Raw genomic sequence first — 18,063 nt, 5'->3', positions numbered from 1 at the left:
ACCTAAATTCCGCGACCATGCTATTTCTTGCTGCTCAGCCGTTCCCGAAGCCTGAATCCTATATCAATTATACCCAAAATCCGTACGAGATACAGCAGGATAGGCCCTAAAAGAATAGAGAATATAACAGTTAAAATCGGAAATACCTTTGCTAATTTCCGCTCATAAGCAAAATAAAACATAAACGCAAATCCTTGAATGATAAGCAATATTCCTGCAAGCTCTGTTATGTTTACAATAAATGGATATAGACCGCCGTTTGGATCTATATCGAACCAGCGAGCAAAAGATCCAATAAAGTAAATGAACAACACAATAACTGGCAAGTTGAAACGGCGAAATGGCGGATACAAGATTTTTTCCTTACTCTTCCGGTTATGAACCTTTTGCGCCAGCCATTGCGTGACAAACGCATACAAGAAGGAATAAACTGCAATCAAGGTCGGTACAAGAACAAAAATATAATCAATCATTTCAGTCACTTGCGTCCATCGATCTTCGGGAGTCGTTACACCTAAATTATTCATTTGGGTGCGTACCTCTTGCATTGATTCTTGCATTGTGGTCTGTGCTGCATCAATAATATTAATGCCAGTTATTGCTTGAGTTAACACCCAGAAGATTGTCGCGCCAAGCGCATAACCCACTGTTCCCTTTAGCAATGCTTCGTAAGTTGATTGTTTATGATGTAATGCATACCCCGTCATTGAGGCTCCAATTGCTGTTGCTAGAGTAGTCAATACACCCGCCGAACTCGCTATAATAGAGAACAGCAGAATTGCTGCAGAAAAAGTGAAACCTGGCTTGATTCCATGGCGAAGCCAATACAAAATAATCGGTACTGGCAAAACAAAATAGGCAACCATCCCAATGAAAGGAACATATATAGCAATCAGCAGCAGTACAAGGTAAATTCCCCCCAGCATAGCTCCTTCCGTCAGTTGTCGAGCGTTTTTCATGAATCGTGACACCCCATTTGAATATGTAATGAAGCAAGTGTAGAAAAAGCACAGCTGCTTAGGCTGTGCTTGCGTTCGCTTGAAAGAGATGAAGGTGCACAAATAGCCCTCTCATCTAAAAAAATGCTACCCTTTAATTATACCCGAAAGCAAGTATGCAAACAAATTATTCGCAGGAAATAGACTGAGACAAACGAAAGCAGTCAATAGGACTTCTTATATGCGTTGTCGTGTCCTGTCGTCGGTGTATCAGCAGCTAATCAGTTTAAACACTTCCCCGGCCGCCTTTGTAAAATGAAAAATAACTGTTTATTTTTTTAAAACAAGACTTTATAATGGGTAGACAACCTTACATTAGATTTACACTAAATACTTTACACCTCATTAGTAACTAATGAGACGATTCTAAAATCGGCAGCATCGCGACAAGCATGCTGCCGATTTTTTCATTCCACATTTTTTCCACAATTTTTATACACGATCGAGAAGAAATACAGCCGGCTGCGTGCTATGATAATAATAAGATCAGAGGTTACAACAATAACAAAACGGGTATAGATAAAACTAACGAATATAATTCAACAGAAAGGATAGGAATACCATGAAAAACAGTCGCTTTAATGTGATCCTTGCAGCAACATTACTACTGAGCAGTGTCGGTGGCTACTTGAACTCTATTCTTTAATATTTTCCTTCTTGAAGCTCTCCTGAAAAGGCAGAGCTTTTTCATTTCCCCTTTTTAAAAGCTTACCTAACAAATCTCCACTTGGAACATTTCATTTTATATGTCAAAATATTTTTAACTTAGTCGATAGGAGTGAAATGTATTGCTGACAGATTACCATGTACATATGGCAGAAACAGGCACTTTCTCAATGGATTATATTCACGAATACCTTGAGGCGGCACGCAGGAAAGACATTGAGGAATTTGGAATTTCCGAGCATGCATACTTCTTCCAAGAAACAAATAAAATCTTATCCAATCCCTGGGTAGAGAATCGGCGGACGCTGCATTTTCAGGATTATCTTGCCTTCTTCGGAGAAATAAAAAAACAAGCGCTCCCGGTGAAGATGGGCATTGAGATGGACTACACGCCTGGTAAAGAAGCAGAAATGGCAGAATTTCTAGATCAGCATCCATTCGATTATGTGATAGGTTCTGTTCATTGGATTCGGGAATGGGGAATTGACCTTGCTATTTACAAAGCGGAATACGAAAAAAGAGATTTGAAGCAAGCATACCGTGCTTATTATGATCAAATCATTACGTTAGCTGAATCAAAACTCTTCAGCTTTGTCGGCCATATCGACTTAATTAAGATTTTTGGCTACAAACCAGATGACCAAGCATTTGTAGAGGGTGAGTACGATCGGGTCGTCAAAGCACTTGCGGATAACGATACATGCATTGAAATTAGTACTGCCGGTTTACGTAAGCCGGTTGGAGAAATATACCCAGATCCGCTTCTGCTGCAGAAATGCTTTGATGCAGGTGTCGGTATTGTGATCAATTCAGATGCACACGCCCCTAAACATGTTGGTTATGCCTATTCGGAAGCAATACAACTTGCCAAAAAGGTTGGCTATACAGAGATTCAGACATTCGAAAGAAGACAGCGAAAAGCCGTACCACTTGGCTGAAAAAACTGTATAAGTCCCTTGATTACGGGCAATTTATTTGAAGGAGCTGCAGCTACTGCAAGCTCCTTTTTCATGTTAGAAGCCCTTACATGTCAGAATACTTTTTCTAGTTTCTATTTATAGCTGTATTTCCTATAATGAACTACATATCTTCAAGCATGCAGTAAGGACAGAAAAAGGAGTGACAACATGAATCAATCAGAAAACGCAGCATTAAAGAAAGACATCGGACTTTTTCTAGGTTTATCTATTGTAGTAGGTACGATTATTGGTTCTGGTGTATTTATGAAACCTGGTCCCGTCCTAAGTTATGCTGGCAGCGCTGAAATTGCCATGCTTGCCTGGCTTATTGGCGGACTTTTGACGCTTGCAGGCGGTTTGACAATTGCTGAAGTTGGTGTCCAAATTCCAAAAACTGGCGGGTTATATGCTTATCTGGAGGAAACATACGGCGAGATGTGGGGCTTTCTTTGCGGATGGGTGCAGACCATTTTGTATGGACCAGCGATCATCGCTGCTCTAGGCCTTTATTTTGGCACGCTAATGGTTAATTTGTTCGGCTGGAGTACTGCTTGGACAGCTGGTGTCGGTATTGCGAGTGTCGTATTTCTTTGTATCATTAATATTATCGGAACGAAATTTGGCGGTATCGTACAATTGGTCACGACGATTGGTAAACTGCTGCCTATCATTCTTATTGTCATCTTCGGCTTTTGGAAAGGTGACGCAGATTTCTTTAGCGCTATCCCTGAAGCGCTCTCTGAAATAAACTTTGGCGCTGCTATACTGGCAACTTTGTTTGCGTATGACGGCTGGATTATGCTAGCTTCCATGGGCGGGGAAATGAAGAACCCAGAGAAAACACTGCCTAAAGCAATGGTGGGCGGTATCTTGATTGTTACAGCATGTTACCTGCTAATCAATGCTGCTATGCTTTATATTTTACCAGCAGCTGAAATTGTCAGCTTGAACACCAATGCCGCGAGTACTGCAGCGAAACTTGTGCTTGGTGATACTGGTGAAGTTATCGTCAGCTTGGGTATTATTGTGAGTATCTTCGGCTGTTTGAATGGTAAAATCCTTACCTTTCCTCGTATCCCGTTTGCAATGGCAGAGCGTGGACAATTGCCATTCTCCAATCTGCTGAAAAAGGTGCATCCTACATTCCAAACACCTTGGGTTGCAGTTATGTTGCAGCTTGTGTTGTCCATTATTTTTATGCTGGTAAGTAATCCAGATAAACTATCAGAAATCAGCATCTTCACCATCTATCTATTCTATGTTTTGGGCTTTTATGCTGTTTTCATCCTACGAAAACGAAATAAAGGAAAAGAACGTGCTTATAGCGTACCGCTCTATCCCTTTATTCCAATAGCTGCAATCATCGGCTCTTTGTTTGTCTTAATCAGTACACTGTTCACTGACTTCCTAAGCTGTCTGTTATCTATTGGAATAGCAGTTATCGGACTGCCAATATTTTATGCGTTGAAAGCGAAGAAGCGAGCAGAGTAATCTGCCCGCTTCTTTTTATATCGTAATAGCTGTTACATCAAAAATATCCGCCAGCTGCTTCAATTCTTGTACTTCTTCTGCCTGTGGTTCTTTATCGACAGTGAGCATCATGATGGCATCGCCGCCTTCATTTGACCGCCCTACTTGCATGGTTGCAATATTAACCGCGTACTTGGCAAGCAATGTTCCCACACGCCCGATAGCTCCCGGCTGGTCTTTATGCCGCACGAGCAGCATATGGCCTGCTGGTGTAACATCTACATAATAGTTATCGACCTTTACGATACGTGCTCCCAGTCCATTTACAAGTGTCCCAGCCACCTTATGGGTTACCGAAGCTGATTTTGCTTCTACTGTTACCAGACTGGTGAAGCCTCTTGTTGTAGATGTTTTTTGTTCATTGATCGTAATGCCGCGTTTTTTAGCTAAATGTGTCGCATTAACATCATTTACATTTCCTAAATAACGCTGCAGCAGACCCTTCACCGTATTTCGCGTTAAAGGCGCAACCTCTTTGTCAGCTAGTTCCCCTGCATAATAGACCGTAACTTCTTCAATAGCATCCGGCATTGTCCGCGCAAGGAATGCACCGAGCTTTTCCGCCAAATCAAAGTATGGCTGGATTTTCCGCATTAATTCTGGTGAAACTGACGAGAAATTAACAGGGTGTATGGCCTGTCCGCCGCGAAGAATCTGCATAACATCCTCGCTCACATCAATTGCTACATTCTCCTGCGCTTCCACCGTGCTGGCACCTAAATGGGGGGTCGCAATCACTTGGGGGAGCTCCAATAATTTATGATGAACTGCTGGCTCCTCTTCAAATACATCCAATGCTGCTCCTGCCACCTTGCCACTAACGATGGCTTCATACAAAGCATCTTCATCAATGATACCGCCTCTGGCACAGTTCATAATCTGCACGCCATCCTTCATCTTGGCAAAAGCATCTGTAGATATCATATGCCGTGTTTCCTTCAGCAATGGTGTATGAACCGTGAGGAAATCACTAGCCGCAAACACCTCGTCCAGCGTTCCATAAGCGATACCCATCTTATCTGCACGATCTTTTGTTAAAAATGGATCATACGCAATAACGTCCATTCGCTGTCCCTTAGCCCGATAAGCAACCTCCGCGCCGATTCGACCCATTCCGACGATACCAAGTGTCTTCCCTTTTAATTCCACGCCGATATGCTGTTTGCGCTCCCAGCGTTCCTGTTTCAAAGCAAGGAACGCTTGCGGAATATTACGAGCAAGTGACATCATCATGGCAACAGTATGTTCTGCAGCAGAGTTTGTATTCCCGTCAGGAGCGTTGACAACAACGATGCCGAGTTCCGTTGCTGCTTCCAAATCAATGTTGTCCACACCGACGCCTGCACGCCCGATTACTTTCAAATTAGAAGCTGCTTCCATAATCGCTCGTGTAACAGTTGTCTGGCTGCGGACAAGCAGTGCGTGGTAGTTACCGATTTTCTCGATAAGCTCTGCTTCTGCCAATCCTGTGTCAACAGTCACATGGAAGTCATCAGCTTGTGTTAGTGGTGCCATTCCCTCTTCACTTAACGGATCACTAATTAGCACATTATATGTCATTATTTATTCGCTCCTTGCTCGAGATAGATTTGCTGGGCAGCCTGTGTACCCGCTCCTAGTATTATTTGCTTCCCAATTTGCATTAGGCCGATTTCTACTGCACTAATTACTTGCAATACATCTGCCGGGGAGCAATATCCCATATGTCCAATCCGGAAGATTTCTCCCTTCATGTGCTGCTGTCCGCCTGCAAATGCTAAATTGAATTCCTGCTTCACTTGCTTACGTAGCTGTTCAGCATCAAAATCTGCTGGTTTAATTGCCGTTACTGTCGGGGAAGCATAGGCATCCTCTACAAGCAGCGGTATATCCAATGCTCGAAAGGCAGCTCTTGTCATATCCCGCATTAAGCGATGCCGTGCATACACTTGCTCTAACCCTTCTTCTTCCAACAGCGTCAATACCTGCTCCAGTCCAAACAAGATAGATAAAGCTGGCGTGAAAGGTGTACTGTCTTTTGCAATACCCTCACGATATTTTGTTAGGTCCAGATAAAAACGCGGCTGTGTATTTGATTCGATTACTTGCCAGGCTCGTTCACTTACTACCGCAAAAAACATTCCTCCAGGCAGCATGAATGCCTTTTGTGTACCTGTAACGAGAATATCAATTCCCCATGCATCAAATTCCGTCTCGACACCTGCAACACAGGAGACGCCATCCACGATAACTAATGCATCAGAAACTTCATGAACTGCTTCCGCAATCTCTTTAATTGGGTTTAACACACCTGTAGAAGTCTCACAATAGGTGACAAAGACAGAGCTGATTTCCGGATGTTCTTGCAGTACCGCTTTAATATCTTCCGGTTTTGCTGCTTCTCCCCATGTGACGTCTAATTGGTGAACAAGCAGCTGATAAGCCTTCGCTATTTTAACGAAACGATCTCCAAAAGCACCAACTACCACAACCAGTACTTCATCACCAGGCTTCGCCGTATTGGCTACTGCCGCCTCTAATCCGGCAGTCCCGCTGCCCGTGACTAGCAAAACATCCTGTTCGGTACCGAAAACAGGCTTTAATTTTGGCTTAATTCGCTGCAACAATGCGGTTGTTTCCGCCCCCCGGTGACCAATCATTGGCTGACTCATTGCCCGCTGCACACTCGGCGGTATTGGTGATGGTCCTGGAATACGTAGTAAAAGCTGATCTGGTAACATAGTTTCTTTTCCTCCTTGGTTTGTGAGATTTCTTCACAGGTAAAAAAGCCAATAAGAAAAGCCTTCCACTCCCTTACCTGTTTGTAAGGGGCGAAAAGCTTGAATCTACTCACGCGGTGCCACCCTTTTTCACCGTCTGTGTTTATGCACAGAACAGCCTTCATTGAAGCTATGCGTAACGGGCATATACCGGACAAACCTACTTTATTCAGCCTGCCTATTCCGAAGTGCTGCCCTTTGCCGGATTATGCTAGTTTTCACCATCCACTAGCTCTCTTGGATAATCACTGGACAAAGATATGGTCTTCATCAACATAGTTGGTGTTTGGTTCAATTTTTTATTTATCATAGCAGACACACAGCTGATGTCAATATGTTTTCAAATAATTTTACCAAATGTGATTGTTCGGATTTTGCTGTAATCTGCTTCCTTATCGTTTTTTTGCTATACTGGAAAAAATAAAAAAAATTGGAGGGATATATGATGCAAATAGAAGCAGCATCCCGAAAAATAGCCACAGCATCGTCGATTGCAATTCTGACTGGAGCTGGGGTATCCACCGCCAGCGGTATCCCCGATTTTCGTTCCACAAATGGTCTCTGGACAGCTGACGAAGCGCGGGAATATTATATATCCAATCACTATTTTCATAAAGAACCTGAAGATTTTTGGAAGAAATATAAAGACATCTTTCGGGTCAAGCTGCTGAAAGACTATGGCCCTAATAATGTGCATCGCTACCTCAAACAGTTGGAAACAGATGGGAAGCAAATTAGCATCATCACGCAGAACGTCGATGGCTTACATACACTGGCGGGTAACGAGAAAGTCATTGAATACCACGGCACGTTAAACAGTGCTACCTGCCAAAACTGTGGTCAATCTTATGAATTAGATTATTTATTACAAAATGATGTACCCGCCTGTCAAAATTGCCAGCATATATTAAAACCAGACGTCGTCTTATTTGGTGATCCTATTACAGAGCATCATCGAGCAGAACACGTTATCCAGCAGAGTGAATTAGTGCTTGTATTAGGCACATCTCTGCTTGTCAGCCCATTTAACTTGCTTCCTGAATACGCCAGCTCCATTAGTAAGCCGTCTATTTTAATAAATCGAGAACCTACTGTGATGGATCATCTTTTTGATATTGTCATTCATGATGATCTTTCTAAGATTATAAAACAACTGCAAAAATAGCGAGCTCCTTATTAGGAACTCGCTATTTCTCATTCATATTGATAATGGTGTGCAGGCTTGGATTGTTTGACGAATAGGACGAACACAACAGCAGCTATTGCGAATGCACCTGCAATCGTGAAAGCAAACTGAAATCCAGCTGTCATTGCCTGATTGGCATTGTCGTTGGATACAGCTTGGCTTCCGCTGCTCATCAATGTGATAAACAATGCCGGACCAATTGCTCCTGAGATTTGATTAAATGCATTCAGAGAAGCACTACCATGTGAATAGAGCTCTTCTGTCAGCTGATTGAGACCTAAAGTTGTCATCGGCGTCAAGATAAGCCCAATCGCAAATGTAAAGCCAACGTATAACAAGGTGAACTGCAGCTTCGTCGTATCAGTAGATACCGTCGTCATTATACCTATCATTGCTACAAGAAGCACTGTACCTGTAATCGCAAATGGCTTTGGTCCGTACCGATCTGAAAGCCGGCCCGTAAGCAATGCCATAATGGCAATCATGATTCCCCCTGGAAATAGTACAATACCAGAATCAAATGCACTAATTCCTAATGCATCCTGCATAAACACTGGCAAGAGAATCATCGCGGCGAAGAAGCACATCATTACCGTGATTGTCACTAGTATGGCCATCAAAAAGTTCTTGTTTTTATATGGGCGCAAATCTAACATTGGTGTTTCCAAATGGAACTGGCGATAAGCAAAATAAGCAATCGCAAGCACACCAACTAGCAATGCTCCAAGTACCAATGGACTCGTCCAGCCTTGTGCACTAGCGCTGCTGAATCCAATTACAATAGATCCAAAACCGATAACGGCTAGAACAACAGATAATATATCAATCTTTGTACGCTTTGTCTCGAGCACATTACGAACATAATACGCTGCAAACCCAAGCAAGATAAGTGTCAATGGCAATACGCTAATAAAAACATAGCGCCAGGAAGCTTGTTCCACTACCATTCCAGAAAATACAGGCCCGATAGCTGGTGCAAATAAAATGACAACCATCAGCAAACCTAACATAGAACCACGCTTAGCTAACGGTGTAATCGTAATGATGACAGTTGTTACAAGCGGGATAATAATCCCCGAACCAGAAGCCTGGACAACACGTCCGATCAGTAAAACAGCAAAGTTAGGAGCGAAACCTGCAATCAGTGTTCCAATAAAGAAAAACGAGAGTGCAGTCAGCAGCAATTGCCGTGTCGTAAAACGCTGCATTAAATAAGCACTAATCGGAATAAGAATACCAATTGTCAGCATATACCCAGTAGATAACCAATGAGCTGTTGTCGTTGGAATCCCAAGTGTTTCTTCTATATTGGGCAATGCGACATTCATAACTGTTTCGTTTATTAGTGCGATAAAATTCCCCAGCATTAAGACAATAATTAACGGAATACGGTTTTCCACTTGCACGTGTTTTTCGATTGGTTGTGTAGTAGCAGCCATATATAGATGCCCCTTTCCTTCTGTTAGAATAAGAATCAACTTTTCCCATTATAGAAGTTTTGCTGTGAGATTCAAGCATCTTGTTCGTATATGGCTTATAATGCCAAATTAATTATTTTCAGAAAACTAACCATAAAAAAAGTCCCGTAAAAAGGACTTTAATTCATGTGTTATCTATTAATATTTATGTACAAAAAAAGCATCATCCAAAAGGATGATGCTCTTCTTCTTACTCGCTCACGTATGGCAATAGAGCCATTTGACGAGAACGTTTAATTGCGATAGTCAATTTACGTTGGTATTTTGCAGAAGTTCCAGTTACACGGCGAGGAAGAATTTTTCCACGCTCAGAAATGAAACGTCTTAGCAAATCAACGTCTTTGTAATCGATGTAAGTGATGCCATTTGAAGTGAAATAACACACTTTTCTGCGCTTCGCGCGACCACGACGTGCTGCCATGTTTGATTGCCTCCCTTATATTAAAATGGTAAATCATCATCAGAAATATCAATCGGTTCACCTTTATCACGGAAAGGATCTTGATTACTGTTATTCTGATTCTGATTGTAATTATTGTTATTGCTATTGAAGTTATTATTGTTGTTATTAAAGTTCGAGTTCTGATTTTGGTATCCAGAAGAACCTTGTCCGCCTCCTTGAGAAGCACCTTTCGATTCAAGGAATTGCACGCTGTCTGCAACGATTTCCGTTACAAAGACACGATTGCCTTCTTGGTTATCGAAACTTCTCGTTTGAACACGGCCATCTACGCCAACCAGACTTCCTTTGCTCATGAAGTTCGCCAGATTTTCAGCTGGGCGTCTCCATACAACACAGTTAATGAAATCTGCCTCACGTTCGCCTGACTGATTAGAGAAAGGTCGGTTTACTGCTAAGGTAAAGTTGGCAACTGCCACTCCATTTGGTGTATAACGCAGGTCCGGATCCTTGGTTAATCTGCCGACAAGTACGACACGATTTAACATCAGAACCCCTCCTTATTGCTCGTCTAGACGAAATGCCATCTGACGAATAATATCATCAGAGAACTTCGCTTGACGGTCGAATTCATTAATAGCGGCTTCATTGCCTTTTAGATTAATGACGTAGTAGTAGCCATCACGGTAATCGTTGATTTCATAAGCAAGACGTTTCTTGCCTTTCTCGTCAACTTTCACGATTTCCGCGCCGTTATCAGTTAGGATTCCGTTGAAACGCTCTACTAGAGCAGTTTTCGCTTCTTCCTCGATATCTGGGCGGACGATGTACATGATTTCGTAATCTCTCATCCGTTTGCACCTCCTTTTGGACTTAACGGCCCTTATCTTTCATAAGAGCAAGGAGTAATCTTAAATACGTAATTACTCACAATAATAAATTATAGCAATATTATTGTCGTTAAGCAAGCTTATTTCGTATATTTGCAGATGAGGACCCGACCCTATACGTTAAAACGGAAATGCATAACATCTCCATCTTTCACCAAATAGTCTTTTCCTTCCAACCGAACTTTCCCGCGTTCTTTTGCAACACTCATAGAACCGCCATCAACCAGGTCATCGTAGGAAACTGTTTCCGCACGAATGAAGCCTTTTTCGAAGTCACTGTGGATGATTCCAGCTGCTTGTGGCGCTTTAATTCCTGTAGGGAATGTCCAAGCTCTTACTTCCTGTTCACCAGCAGTAAAGTAAGTTGCTAAGCCTAGCAAGCTGTAGGATGCTTTAATCAGCTGGTCCAAACCTGACTCGGAAATACCTAGCTCTTCGAGGAACATTTCTTTTTCCTCTCCCTCAAGCTCAGCAATCTCTGATTCAATCTTGGCACAAACTACAATCACTTGTGCGCCTTCGTTGGAAGCAAATTCCTGTACTTTTGTTACGTTTTCATTGGCAGATGGATCGGCTACTTCTTCTTCACTCACGTTTGCTGCATAAAGAACTGGCTTGCTTGTCAGCAAATGCAGCCCTTTCACAATCTTATGTTGTTCATCCGTGAATTCGAGCGCACGTGCTGGCTGTTCATTTTCCAAAGCATCTTTTACTTTAGATAGAACTTCCTGCTCTGCTACTGCTTCTTTATCTTTCTGACGCGCAAGCTTCTCTACACGCTGCAGACGCTTGTTGACAGAATCAAGGTCTGCGAAAATCAATTCCAAGTTGATTGTCTCGATATCATCAATTGGATCCACTTTTCCGGATACATGTGTGATGTTTTCGTCGTCAAAACAACGTACCACATGAACAATCGCATCTACTTGACGGATGTGGGATAGGAATTGGTTGCCTAAGCCCTCCCCCTTACTTGCACCTTTCACGATACCAGCGATATCCGTAAACTCGAAAGCAGTTGGAATCGTTTTTTTCGGTTTGACAAGCTCAGTCAATTTATTTAAACGTGAATCTGGAACTTCTACAATGCCGACGTTTGGGTCAATTGTACAGAACGGATAATTGGCTGATTCGGCCCCCGCCTGTGTAATTGCATTAAACAATGTGGATTTACCAACGTTCGGTAATCCGACAATACCTGCTGTTAAAGCCATGTAATCTTCCACTCCTTAAGTGTCCTGACCAGCTTTGTTCGGACAACTGGTCAATATAAATCTGTTTACTGAACACTCCGCCCAGAGTTAGGGAAGATGGGGCAGCACCGGTAACTGACTTGTGTTTAGCATGCCAGGTAACCGTTGCTTTGTCCAAGTAAACATACGTAATTCTAGAGTACACTATTCTGGCTAAAACAGCAAAAATATCTGAGCATTTCAGCCTTATTGATTCGTATACATGCAAGAAAATTGATTTTAACTCAAAAAAGCAGAAAACCTGTCCATTACTGCATCGGACGGGCTTCCTGTTTCACGTGAAACATGTACTAGTTTGTCGTTTCTTCTTCTGCACGTTCTAGGACTTTTTTTAACTTTGTCTCAAACTTCCTCCGAGGAACAAGTACGCTGTGACCGCAGCCCTCACACTTGATTCGAATGTCCATTCCAAGACGGATAACTTTCCAGCGGTTTTCCCCGCATGGATGAGCTTTTTTCATTTGTACTATATCATTTAACTGATAGACCTTATCACTCATGAGCTTCCCCCCTCATTGCACTTTCTGCCATAAGATCTGCTGCTTCTTGTTTATTATACATGACCAATCTTGGAGCAGGAATACTAATATTCCGCTGTAATAGTCTTGTTTTAATGCGATTTCTAGCTTCCCTCGCCACCCCAAAGTGTTCCATTGGCAGTGTCTCAATTATTGCACGCATGACAATATGAGAAGTTGATAATGTCTCCACTCCAAGTAATTCTGGTGTCGATTGGATTTCCGGAAAGTCAGCTGGCATTTCCAGCAACACCTGCATGATGACTTCTTCTGCCACATGTAGATCTGCTTCATATGGAACATTGATATCTAGTACCGCCAAACTATTATGAACAGAGAAATTCGTCACTTGTGTAATATTGCCGTTCGGGATAATATGCAGTTCTCCTGTCCAATTCCGGATCTTACAAGTACGCAAACCAATCTCTTCCACATCGCCGCGCACCCCTGCTGTCTGGACATTATCTCCTACTGAAAATTGATTTTCGAATATAATAAAGAACCCGCTGATAACATCTTTTACTAGGTTCTGTGCTCCAAAACCAATAGCGAGGCCAGCAACTCCTGCACTTGCAATTAAGGCACCAATATTCAAACCTAATTGAGACAGCACCATAACGACAGCAGTGAAATAAACAACGTAAGTGAGAACATTTTGAATGAGTTTTCTCAATGTATTCTCTCGCCGCTCAGATACTATTGGTGATTTTATTTTTGCTTTTTCACGGATAGAATTATGAAATGTTCTATCAACAATATTGTTACCTACCCGTACGACAATCATGGATAATATGATAATCATTATAATCTTAAAGGCTGCTAAGCCGATGGTTGTCCAGAGCTCGGCACTTGTCAAATAGTCATATATGGTTGTCCACTGCTCCTCTACATTCATGATTGGCTTCTCCTCAATAGTGTTTTCTTTTATAGTATCAAAATTCTATTTCATTTTGTAATAATTCAGTATTGGATATACGAGGATAGCAGAAAGCAGATAGAGATTAGCGAAACCGAATAACGGGTACATAAAAGCTATCAAGTCTGCGAAGCCAAGCTGTGTCAGCGGCAGCATAATTAATACAAGAAAAGCAGCCTGGATCCACAGCGGTCCCTTAAATTTTTTCCGAAAGCGCGAAACAATACCCAATATCCCAGAAACAGCGGATGTGTAAATGGCTAACCACAAGACAACACTAATAGCAATAAACACAATGGAAGGGTAGTCTTTCAAGATATAAAATAAAGGAATGTCATAATGAGGAATTGCATGACTGATATGCATTAAATCATTATTATATAAGTACGTAAGTGCACCTATAATGAGTCCGCTCCCAATGCTTGCAATCCATAGCTCTCCTTTCGACTTCATCTGATTGCCAATTGCGCCGATGATAGCGACAACGGGCAAAATATTTAATGCAGTAAACGGGAAAGCAGCTCGCCAATTTGTTTGTACACGCCAATCATGAAGTAAGTTAATTTGTTCATGTTTGGTATAGAGAATTAGCACGAGAACAAGTCCTCCAACTAAAAGTGGCAGGATATAGCTGTTCATAGAAACCACGCCTTTTACATTCGTGGTGAAGATTAATATAATCATGCCCGCAATAAACAAGATACCAAGCCAATTCGGAATCTGATACATGGTGCCTGTAGCTCCTCCAGCAGCAATCATAACTACTGTCACTGTAAACAAATAAAATACAATTAAAACATCATATACTGCAGCTAATTTCTTACCAATCAGCCGTTCCAGTACCGGGATGTAGTGCATGCTTTTTTGCTTATAACTGATATGCAGAATCACTTGACTGCACAAGGTAAACAGGATGGTAAAGATAACTATAGCTAGTCCGCTTCCAAAACCGAAAAATTGCCAAATTTCTCTTCCAGAAGCGTATCCCGCACCGATTAAAGTTGCCAATATTAGAAACATCCATTTTAGACCTGCAGCCAACATCACAGTCCCTCCAATTTTTAACTGCCACGTATAGAAAAAGCAGAAAAGCTATATACTATTACCAATATGTGTATGGAGGATAAGCTATGAGCCTGAAAAGAATATTTACGAAAAAAAAGGAGTTCCGCTGCGACTATCAAGATCCCCTTCTTATGAGTAAAGCTTATGAAACAATCAGCTCATGGATTCCTGAAGATCGTGAGATTATTGTTCTTTGCATTGGTACAGATCGCTCAACTGGAGATGCATTAGGACCAATTATCGGTTCCTTCCTGACAGAAAAATCGCTGAACAGACTTCATGTGTACGGCACACTAGAATCACCTGTCCACGCTGTTAATCTTGTGGAACGTCTGCAGCTAATAGAAGAAAGACATCCAAATGCCTTTATTATTGCAATTGATGCTTGTTTAGGCAGAACTACATCAATCGGATCTATTATTGTTTCCCCTACCCCATTGCGTCCAGGGGCTGCCTTAAAAAAGAACCTTCCAGCTGTTGGAGATGCGCAAATAACCGGTATTGTGAACGCTAGCGGCGACATGGAATACTTCGTACTGCAAAACACACGGCTGCATCTCGTTATGCAGCTTGCTTATAAGATCAGTGCCTTATTATTAGCAGTTGATCAAAGACAAGTACCTATCCTATCTCCCGACAAAACTGCTGCCGAAAACTGATATGTTTCACGTGAAACAAACAAAAAAAGCCAAGAGAAATTGCTGCTTCTCTTGGCTTTTACTTATTTAATACATTTAAAATGCGCTCTAAGTCTTCATCGGAAAAGAACTGGATTTCAATCTTACCTTTTCGCTTACCACGATGTATTGTCACATCTGTTCCAAATTGATTACGGAGCTGCGATTCGGTTTGAACAAGGAAGATGTCCTTTACTGGTTTTTTCTTCTCTGTTTCAGGCAAGTTATTGTTCAGCTTCATAATTAGCTGTTCTACCTGCCGAACATTTAATGATTCCGTTCTGATCTTTTCTACTAGCGGCTGCAGTTTGTTCTTATCTTTAAGTCCTAACATCGCCCGTCCGTGACCCATGGATAACTCTCCCTGATTGATTAAATCGCTTATATCAGGGGGGAGTGCCAGCAGACGAACGAGGTTAGCAATATGAGAACGGCTTTTCCCTAAACGCTTTGCTAGAGTCTCTTGTGTAATATCCAATTCATTCATTAAATTGAAATATGCTTGTGCTTCCTCAATTGGTGTAAGGTCTTCACGTTGAAGATTCTCCAGAAGGGCAAGCTCCATCATCTTTTCATCATCCAATGATTTAATGATAGCCGGAACTTTTTTCAATCCTGCTGCTTTTGCAGCACGATATCTTCTTTCACCAGCTACAATCTCATAACCTTTAATACTCTTTCGCACAATAAGCGGCTGCAAAATACCGTATTCTTGTATGGATTGTTTTAGTTCTTCAATAGCTTCGGCAACAAAGACCTTGCGCGGCTGATACGGATTTGCCCGGCAATCATTGATTGCGATTTCCTGAATTTGATCTTCTTCCTTCATTTCTAATTCCGGAAAGAAAGCATTAAGACCTTTCCCCAACCCTTTGGCCATGCGCCATCACTTCCTTTGCTAAGTCTAAATAAACCTCTGCTCCACGTGACTTCGGATCGTAGATAATGATCGGCTGACCATGACTAGGTGCTTCCCCTAGTCTTACGTTCCTTGGAATGATAGACTGATATACTTTATCCTGAAAATATTTCTTAACTTCTTCAATGACTTGAAGCCCTAAGTTTGTACGTGCATCCAGCATTGTCAGTAAAACACCTTCTATCATCAGGTGTTTGTTCAAATGCTTTTGTACGAGACGAATTGTGTTCAATAACTGACTAAGCCCTTCCAATGCATAATACTCACATTGGACTGGTATGAGGACAGTATCGGCTGCTGTCAATGCATTTAATGTCAGCAAACCTAAGGAAGGCGGACAATCGATAATGACATAATCATAGTTATCTTTCACACTATCAATTGCTTTTTTCAGACGAACTTCTCTTGATATTGTCGGTACTAGCTCAATCTCGGCTCCTGCAAGCTGAATCGTTGCCGGTATAACATCCAAATGATTAACCGCAGTAGGTACAAGAACTTTTTCTGCTTCTAAATCTTCGACAAGGACGTTATACACACAATTTTCGACATCTGCTTTGTTTACACCAACACCGCTAGTAGCATTTCCTTGCGGATCAATATCTACAAGCAATACTTTATTACCTAAAAAAGCCAGGCAAGCACTCAAATTGACGCTGGAAGTCGTTTTTCCAACACCGCCCTTTTGATTTGCTATTGCGATTACTTTGCCCAATGGTGTCACCTACCTCAAACTCAATACATTTATTTTATCACTTTTTTGACGAAACCAACGGATAAATTCATAGATTTAAAAAAGTCGCTCGTTCTTCCTATACAAAATCCCATCTTGCAGCAAGATGGGATCCTATGAGGCGTACATATAGTTAAGATTTTTTCGGTATCTTAATTGTTATTTGATAATAATCGTCCAAGTCTTCTTCCTCTGTCTCCAAATTGATTCCAGTATCAGATACCATAGAAAGCGACTGACGTATTGTGTTCATAGCGATGCGCATATCTTTGTTGACACCCTTCATTTTCGGCCGTTTCTTTTTCGGCGGTGCGTTGACCATGCGGGCGATACGTGCCTCTGTCTCTTTTACATTCAGTTCTTTTTCGATAATCTCCTGCAGTATAATTTCCTGCTTCTCTGCATCTTTTAATACAATGAGTGCACGAGCATGCCGCTCTGTAATCTTCTTCTCCAGCAATGCTGATTGCACAGCCTCAGGCAATTTCAACAACCGCATTTTATTAGCGATAGTCGATTGGCTTTTTCCAAGCCGCTGCGCCAATGCTTCTTGTGTTAAAGAATGCAGTTCCAGCAGACGCTCATAAGCAAGAGCTTCTTCGATTACTGTCAGTTCTTCTCGCTGTAAGTTTTCAATTAGTGCTACAGATGCCGTTTCTGTATCTGACATCTCGCGGATGATGGCAGGCACAGTTTCCCACTCCAGCGACGTTACCGCACGCCAGCGTCGTTCTCCAGCAATTAACTCATAACCGCCCTCCGCTATTTTCCGCACGACGATCGGCTGAATGATACCATGTGTGCGAATAGTCTGGGCCAATTCTTTGATTTTCTCTTCCTGGAAAACCGTTCTTGGCTGGTATTGGTTCGGAACAATGTCCTGTACCGGCAGGTTCATTACTTCATCCTGATGCACATCGTTTTCCGTTTCCGCTGAATCCGATTTATCACCTAGCCCAAAAATACGGCTGAAAGGGTGTAACATCCTCAGACACCACCTTTTTTACAATCCTAATCTAGCAAGCAGGTACATAAGGAATAGTAAATGTTTCACGTGAAACAAGTATAAAAAGGCGCAGCAGTTCTCTTTAGAAGCTGCTGCGCTTGCATAAGCCG

At 42.0% G+C, this 18,063-nt stretch carries 18 protein-coding genes; 4 read left to right on the top strand and 14 right to left on the bottom strand.

The features are described from left to right. Window positions 1-20 precede the first annotated feature (20 nt). The gene (locus tag B1K52_RS05135; RefSeq protein WP_077306025.1) at window positions 21-959 is read right to left on the bottom strand and encodes a YybS family protein; all 939 of its coding nucleotides are present in this window, start codon (window positions 957-959) and stop codon (window positions 21-23) included. Between the two features lie 827 nt (window positions 960-1,786). Here B1K52_RS05135 and B1K52_RS05130 point away from each other — a divergent pair. Both B1K52_RS05130 and B1K52_RS05125 read left to right on the top strand, forming a co-directional pair. Further along, complete coding sequence (locus B1K52_RS05130) at window positions 1,787-2,602, top strand: histidinol-phosphatase HisJ family protein (protein WP_077306023.1); 816 nt, start codon at window positions 1,787-1,789, stop codon at window positions 2,600-2,602. Window positions 2,603-2,791: 189 nt separating this feature from the next. Further along, window positions 2,792-4,114 carry an APC family permease gene (locus B1K52_RS05125; RefSeq protein ID WP_077306021.1) on the top strand — a complete coding sequence of 441 codons (1,323 nt, stop codon included), beginning with the start codon at window positions 2,792-2,794 and terminating at the stop codon, window positions 4,112-4,114. Window positions 4,115-4,129: 15 nt separating this feature from the next. Here B1K52_RS05125 and serA read toward each other — a convergent pair whose 3' ends face one another. Next, complete coding sequence (gene serA, locus B1K52_RS05120) at window positions 4,130-5,713, bottom strand: phosphoglycerate dehydrogenase (protein ID WP_077306019.1); 1,584 nt, start codon at window positions 5,711-5,713, stop codon at window positions 4,130-4,132. Continuing rightward, window positions 5,713-6,873: a pyridoxal-phosphate-dependent aminotransferase family protein gene (locus tag B1K52_RS05115; RefSeq protein ID WP_077306017.1), complete on the bottom strand. Its 1,161-nt coding sequence runs from the start codon at window positions 6,871-6,873 to the stop codon at window positions 5,713-5,715. Before B1K52_RS05115 ends, serA begins: the two co-directional genes overlap by 1 nt. Before the next feature lie 484 nt (window positions 6,874-7,357). Here B1K52_RS05115 and B1K52_RS05110 point away from each other — a divergent pair, with 484 nt between their 5' ends. Beyond that, on the top strand, window positions 7,358-8,077 hold the full coding sequence (locus B1K52_RS05110; protein ID WP_306278111.1) for an NAD-dependent protein deacylase: 720 nt from the start codon (window positions 7,358-7,360) through the stop codon (window positions 8,075-8,077). Window positions 8,078-8,106: 29 nt separating this feature from the next. Here B1K52_RS05110 and B1K52_RS05105 read toward each other — a convergent pair whose 3' ends face one another. From B1K52_RS05105 to B1K52_RS05070, 8 genes are all read right to left on the bottom strand, one after another. Beyond that, window positions 8,107-9,537: an MDR family MFS transporter gene (locus B1K52_RS05105; RefSeq protein ID WP_077306013.1), complete on the bottom strand. Its 1,431-nt coding sequence runs from the start codon at window positions 9,535-9,537 to the stop codon at window positions 8,107-8,109. 229 nt (window positions 9,538-9,766) lie between these two features. Continuing rightward, window positions 9,767-9,997, bottom strand: a complete 231-nt coding sequence (rpsR, locus tag B1K52_RS05100) for a 30S ribosomal protein S18 (protein WP_077306011.1) — start codon at window positions 9,995-9,997, stop codon at window positions 9,767-9,769. A 20-nt stretch (window positions 9,998-10,017) separates the two neighbouring features. Then, window positions 10,018-10,524, bottom strand: coding sequence for a single-stranded DNA-binding protein (ssb, locus tag B1K52_RS05095; RefSeq protein ID WP_077306009.1), 507 nt, complete (start codon window positions 10,522-10,524; stop codon window positions 10,018-10,020). A 12-nt stretch (window positions 10,525-10,536) separates the two neighbouring features. After that, complete coding sequence (gene rpsF / locus B1K52_RS05090; RefSeq protein ID WP_077306007.1) at window positions 10,537-10,827, bottom strand: 30S ribosomal protein S6; 291 nt, start codon at window positions 10,825-10,827, stop codon at window positions 10,537-10,539. A gap of 152 nt (window positions 10,828-10,979) precedes the next feature. Beyond that, window positions 10,980-12,080 (bottom strand): redox-regulated ATPase YchF, encoded by a 1,101-nt coding sequence (ychF, locus tag B1K52_RS05085; protein WP_077306005.1) that lies wholly within the window; start codon window positions 12,078-12,080, stop codon window positions 10,980-10,982. Window positions 12,081-12,409: 329 nt separating this feature from the next. Then, window positions 12,410-12,619, bottom strand: a complete 210-nt coding sequence (locus B1K52_RS05080) for a DUF951 domain-containing protein (RefSeq protein ID WP_077306003.1) — start codon at window positions 12,617-12,619, stop codon at window positions 12,410-12,412. Then, window positions 12,612-13,532: a mechanosensitive ion channel family protein gene (locus B1K52_RS05075; protein ID WP_077306001.1), complete on the bottom strand. Its 921-nt coding sequence runs from the start codon at window positions 13,530-13,532 to the stop codon at window positions 12,612-12,614. The genes B1K52_RS05080 and B1K52_RS05075 overlap by 8 nt, the downstream gene beginning before the upstream one ends. 45 nt (window positions 13,533-13,577) lie before the next feature. Then, window positions 13,578-14,597, bottom strand: a complete 1,020-nt coding sequence (locus tag B1K52_RS05070) for a YkvI family membrane protein (RefSeq protein ID WP_077305999.1) — start codon at window positions 14,595-14,597, stop codon at window positions 13,578-13,580. Window positions 14,598-14,683: 86 nt separating this feature from the next. Between B1K52_RS05070 and yyaC the strand changes: the two genes are divergently transcribed. After that, a complete protein-coding gene (gene yyaC / locus B1K52_RS05065) occupies window positions 14,684-15,277 on the top strand; it encodes a spore protease YyaC (protein ID WP_077305997.1) in 594 nt (197 codons plus the stop codon). 58 nt (window positions 15,278-15,335) lie between these two features. Here the strand turns inward: yyaC and B1K52_RS05060 are convergent, their stop codons facing one another. The 3 genes from B1K52_RS05060 to noc all read right to left on the bottom strand — a co-directional run bounded on the left by B1K52_RS05060 (window position 15,336) and on the right by noc (window position 17,932). Then, a complete protein-coding gene (locus B1K52_RS05060; protein WP_077305995.1) occupies window positions 15,336-16,175 on the bottom strand; it encodes a ParB/RepB/Spo0J family partition protein in 840 nt (279 codons plus the stop codon). Next, window positions 16,147-16,929 carry a ParA family protein gene (locus B1K52_RS05055; RefSeq protein ID WP_077305993.1) on the bottom strand — a complete coding sequence of 261 codons (783 nt, stop codon included), beginning with the start codon at window positions 16,927-16,929 and terminating at the stop codon, window positions 16,147-16,149. The genes B1K52_RS05060 and B1K52_RS05055 overlap by 29 nt, the downstream gene beginning before the upstream one ends. 151 nt (window positions 16,930-17,080) lie before the next feature. Continuing rightward, window positions 17,081-17,932: a nucleoid occlusion protein gene (gene noc, locus B1K52_RS05050; protein ID WP_077305991.1), complete on the bottom strand. Its 852-nt coding sequence runs from the start codon at window positions 17,930-17,932 to the stop codon at window positions 17,081-17,083. Window positions 17,933-18,063: the final 131 nt, after the last annotated feature.

This window comes from Terribacillus halophilus (genome assembly GCF_900162685.1).
GTDB classification, from domain to species: Bacteria; Bacillota; Bacilli; order Bacillales; family Amphibacillaceae; genus Terribacillus; species Terribacillus halophilus_A.
Note: the sequence above shows the minus strand (reverse complement) of the source record. Positions and strands in the feature narration are given on the sequence as shown.

Coding starts and splice junctions, on each gene's coding strand:
- B1K52_RS05135 (WP_077306025.1), bottom strand. CDS start 959: ATGAAAAACGCTCGACAACTGACGGAAGGAGCTATGCTGGGGGGAATT.
- B1K52_RS05125 (WP_077306021.1), top strand. CDS start 2,792: ATGAATCAATCAGAAAACGCAGCATTAAAGAAAGACATCGGACTTTTT.
- serA (WP_077306019.1), bottom strand. CDS start 5,713: ATGACATATAATGTGCTAATTAGTGATCCGTTAAGTGAAGAGGGAATG.
- B1K52_RS05115 (WP_077306017.1), bottom strand. CDS start 6,873: ATGTTACCAGATCAGCTTTTACTACGTATTCCAGGACCATCACCAATA.
- B1K52_RS05110 (WP_306278111.1), top strand. CDS start 7,358: ATGCAAATAGAAGCAGCATCCCGAAAAATAGCCACAGCATCGTCGATT.
- B1K52_RS05105 (WP_077306013.1), bottom strand. CDS start 9,537: ATGGCTGCTACTACACAACCAATCGAAAAACACGTGCAAGTGGAAAAC.
- rpsR (WP_077306011.1), bottom strand. CDS start 9,997: ATGGCAGCACGTCGTGGTCGCGCGAAGCGCAGAAAAGTGTGTTATTTC.
- ssb (WP_077306009.1), bottom strand. CDS start 10,524: ATGTTAAATCGTGTCGTACTTGTCGGCAGATTAACCAAGGATCCGGAC.
- rpsF (WP_077306007.1), bottom strand. CDS start 10,827: ATGAGAGATTACGAAATCATGTACATCGTCCGCCCAGATATCGAGGAA.
- ychF (WP_077306005.1), bottom strand. CDS start 12,080: ATGGCTTTAACAGCAGGTATTGTCGGATTACCGAACGTTGGTAAATCC.
- B1K52_RS05080 (WP_077306003.1), bottom strand. CDS start 12,619: ATGAGTGATAAGGTCTATCAGTTAAATGATATAGTACAAATGAAAAAA.
- B1K52_RS05075 (WP_077306001.1), bottom strand. CDS start 13,532: ATGAATGTAGAGGAGCAGTGGACAACCATATATGACTATTTGACAAGT.
- B1K52_RS05070 (WP_077305999.1), bottom strand. CDS start 14,597: ATGTTGGCTGCAGGTCTAAAATGGATGTTTCTAATATTGGCAACTTTA.
- yyaC (WP_077305997.1), top strand. CDS start 14,684: ATGAGCCTGAAAAGAATATTTACGAAAAAAAAGGAGTTCCGCTGCGAC.
- B1K52_RS05060 (WP_077305995.1), bottom strand. CDS start 16,175: ATGGCCAAAGGGTTGGGGAAAGGTCTTAATGCTTTCTTTCCGGAATTA.
- noc (WP_077305991.1), bottom strand. CDS start 17,932: ATGTTACACCCTTTCAGCCGTATTTTTGGGCTAGGTGATAAATCGGAT.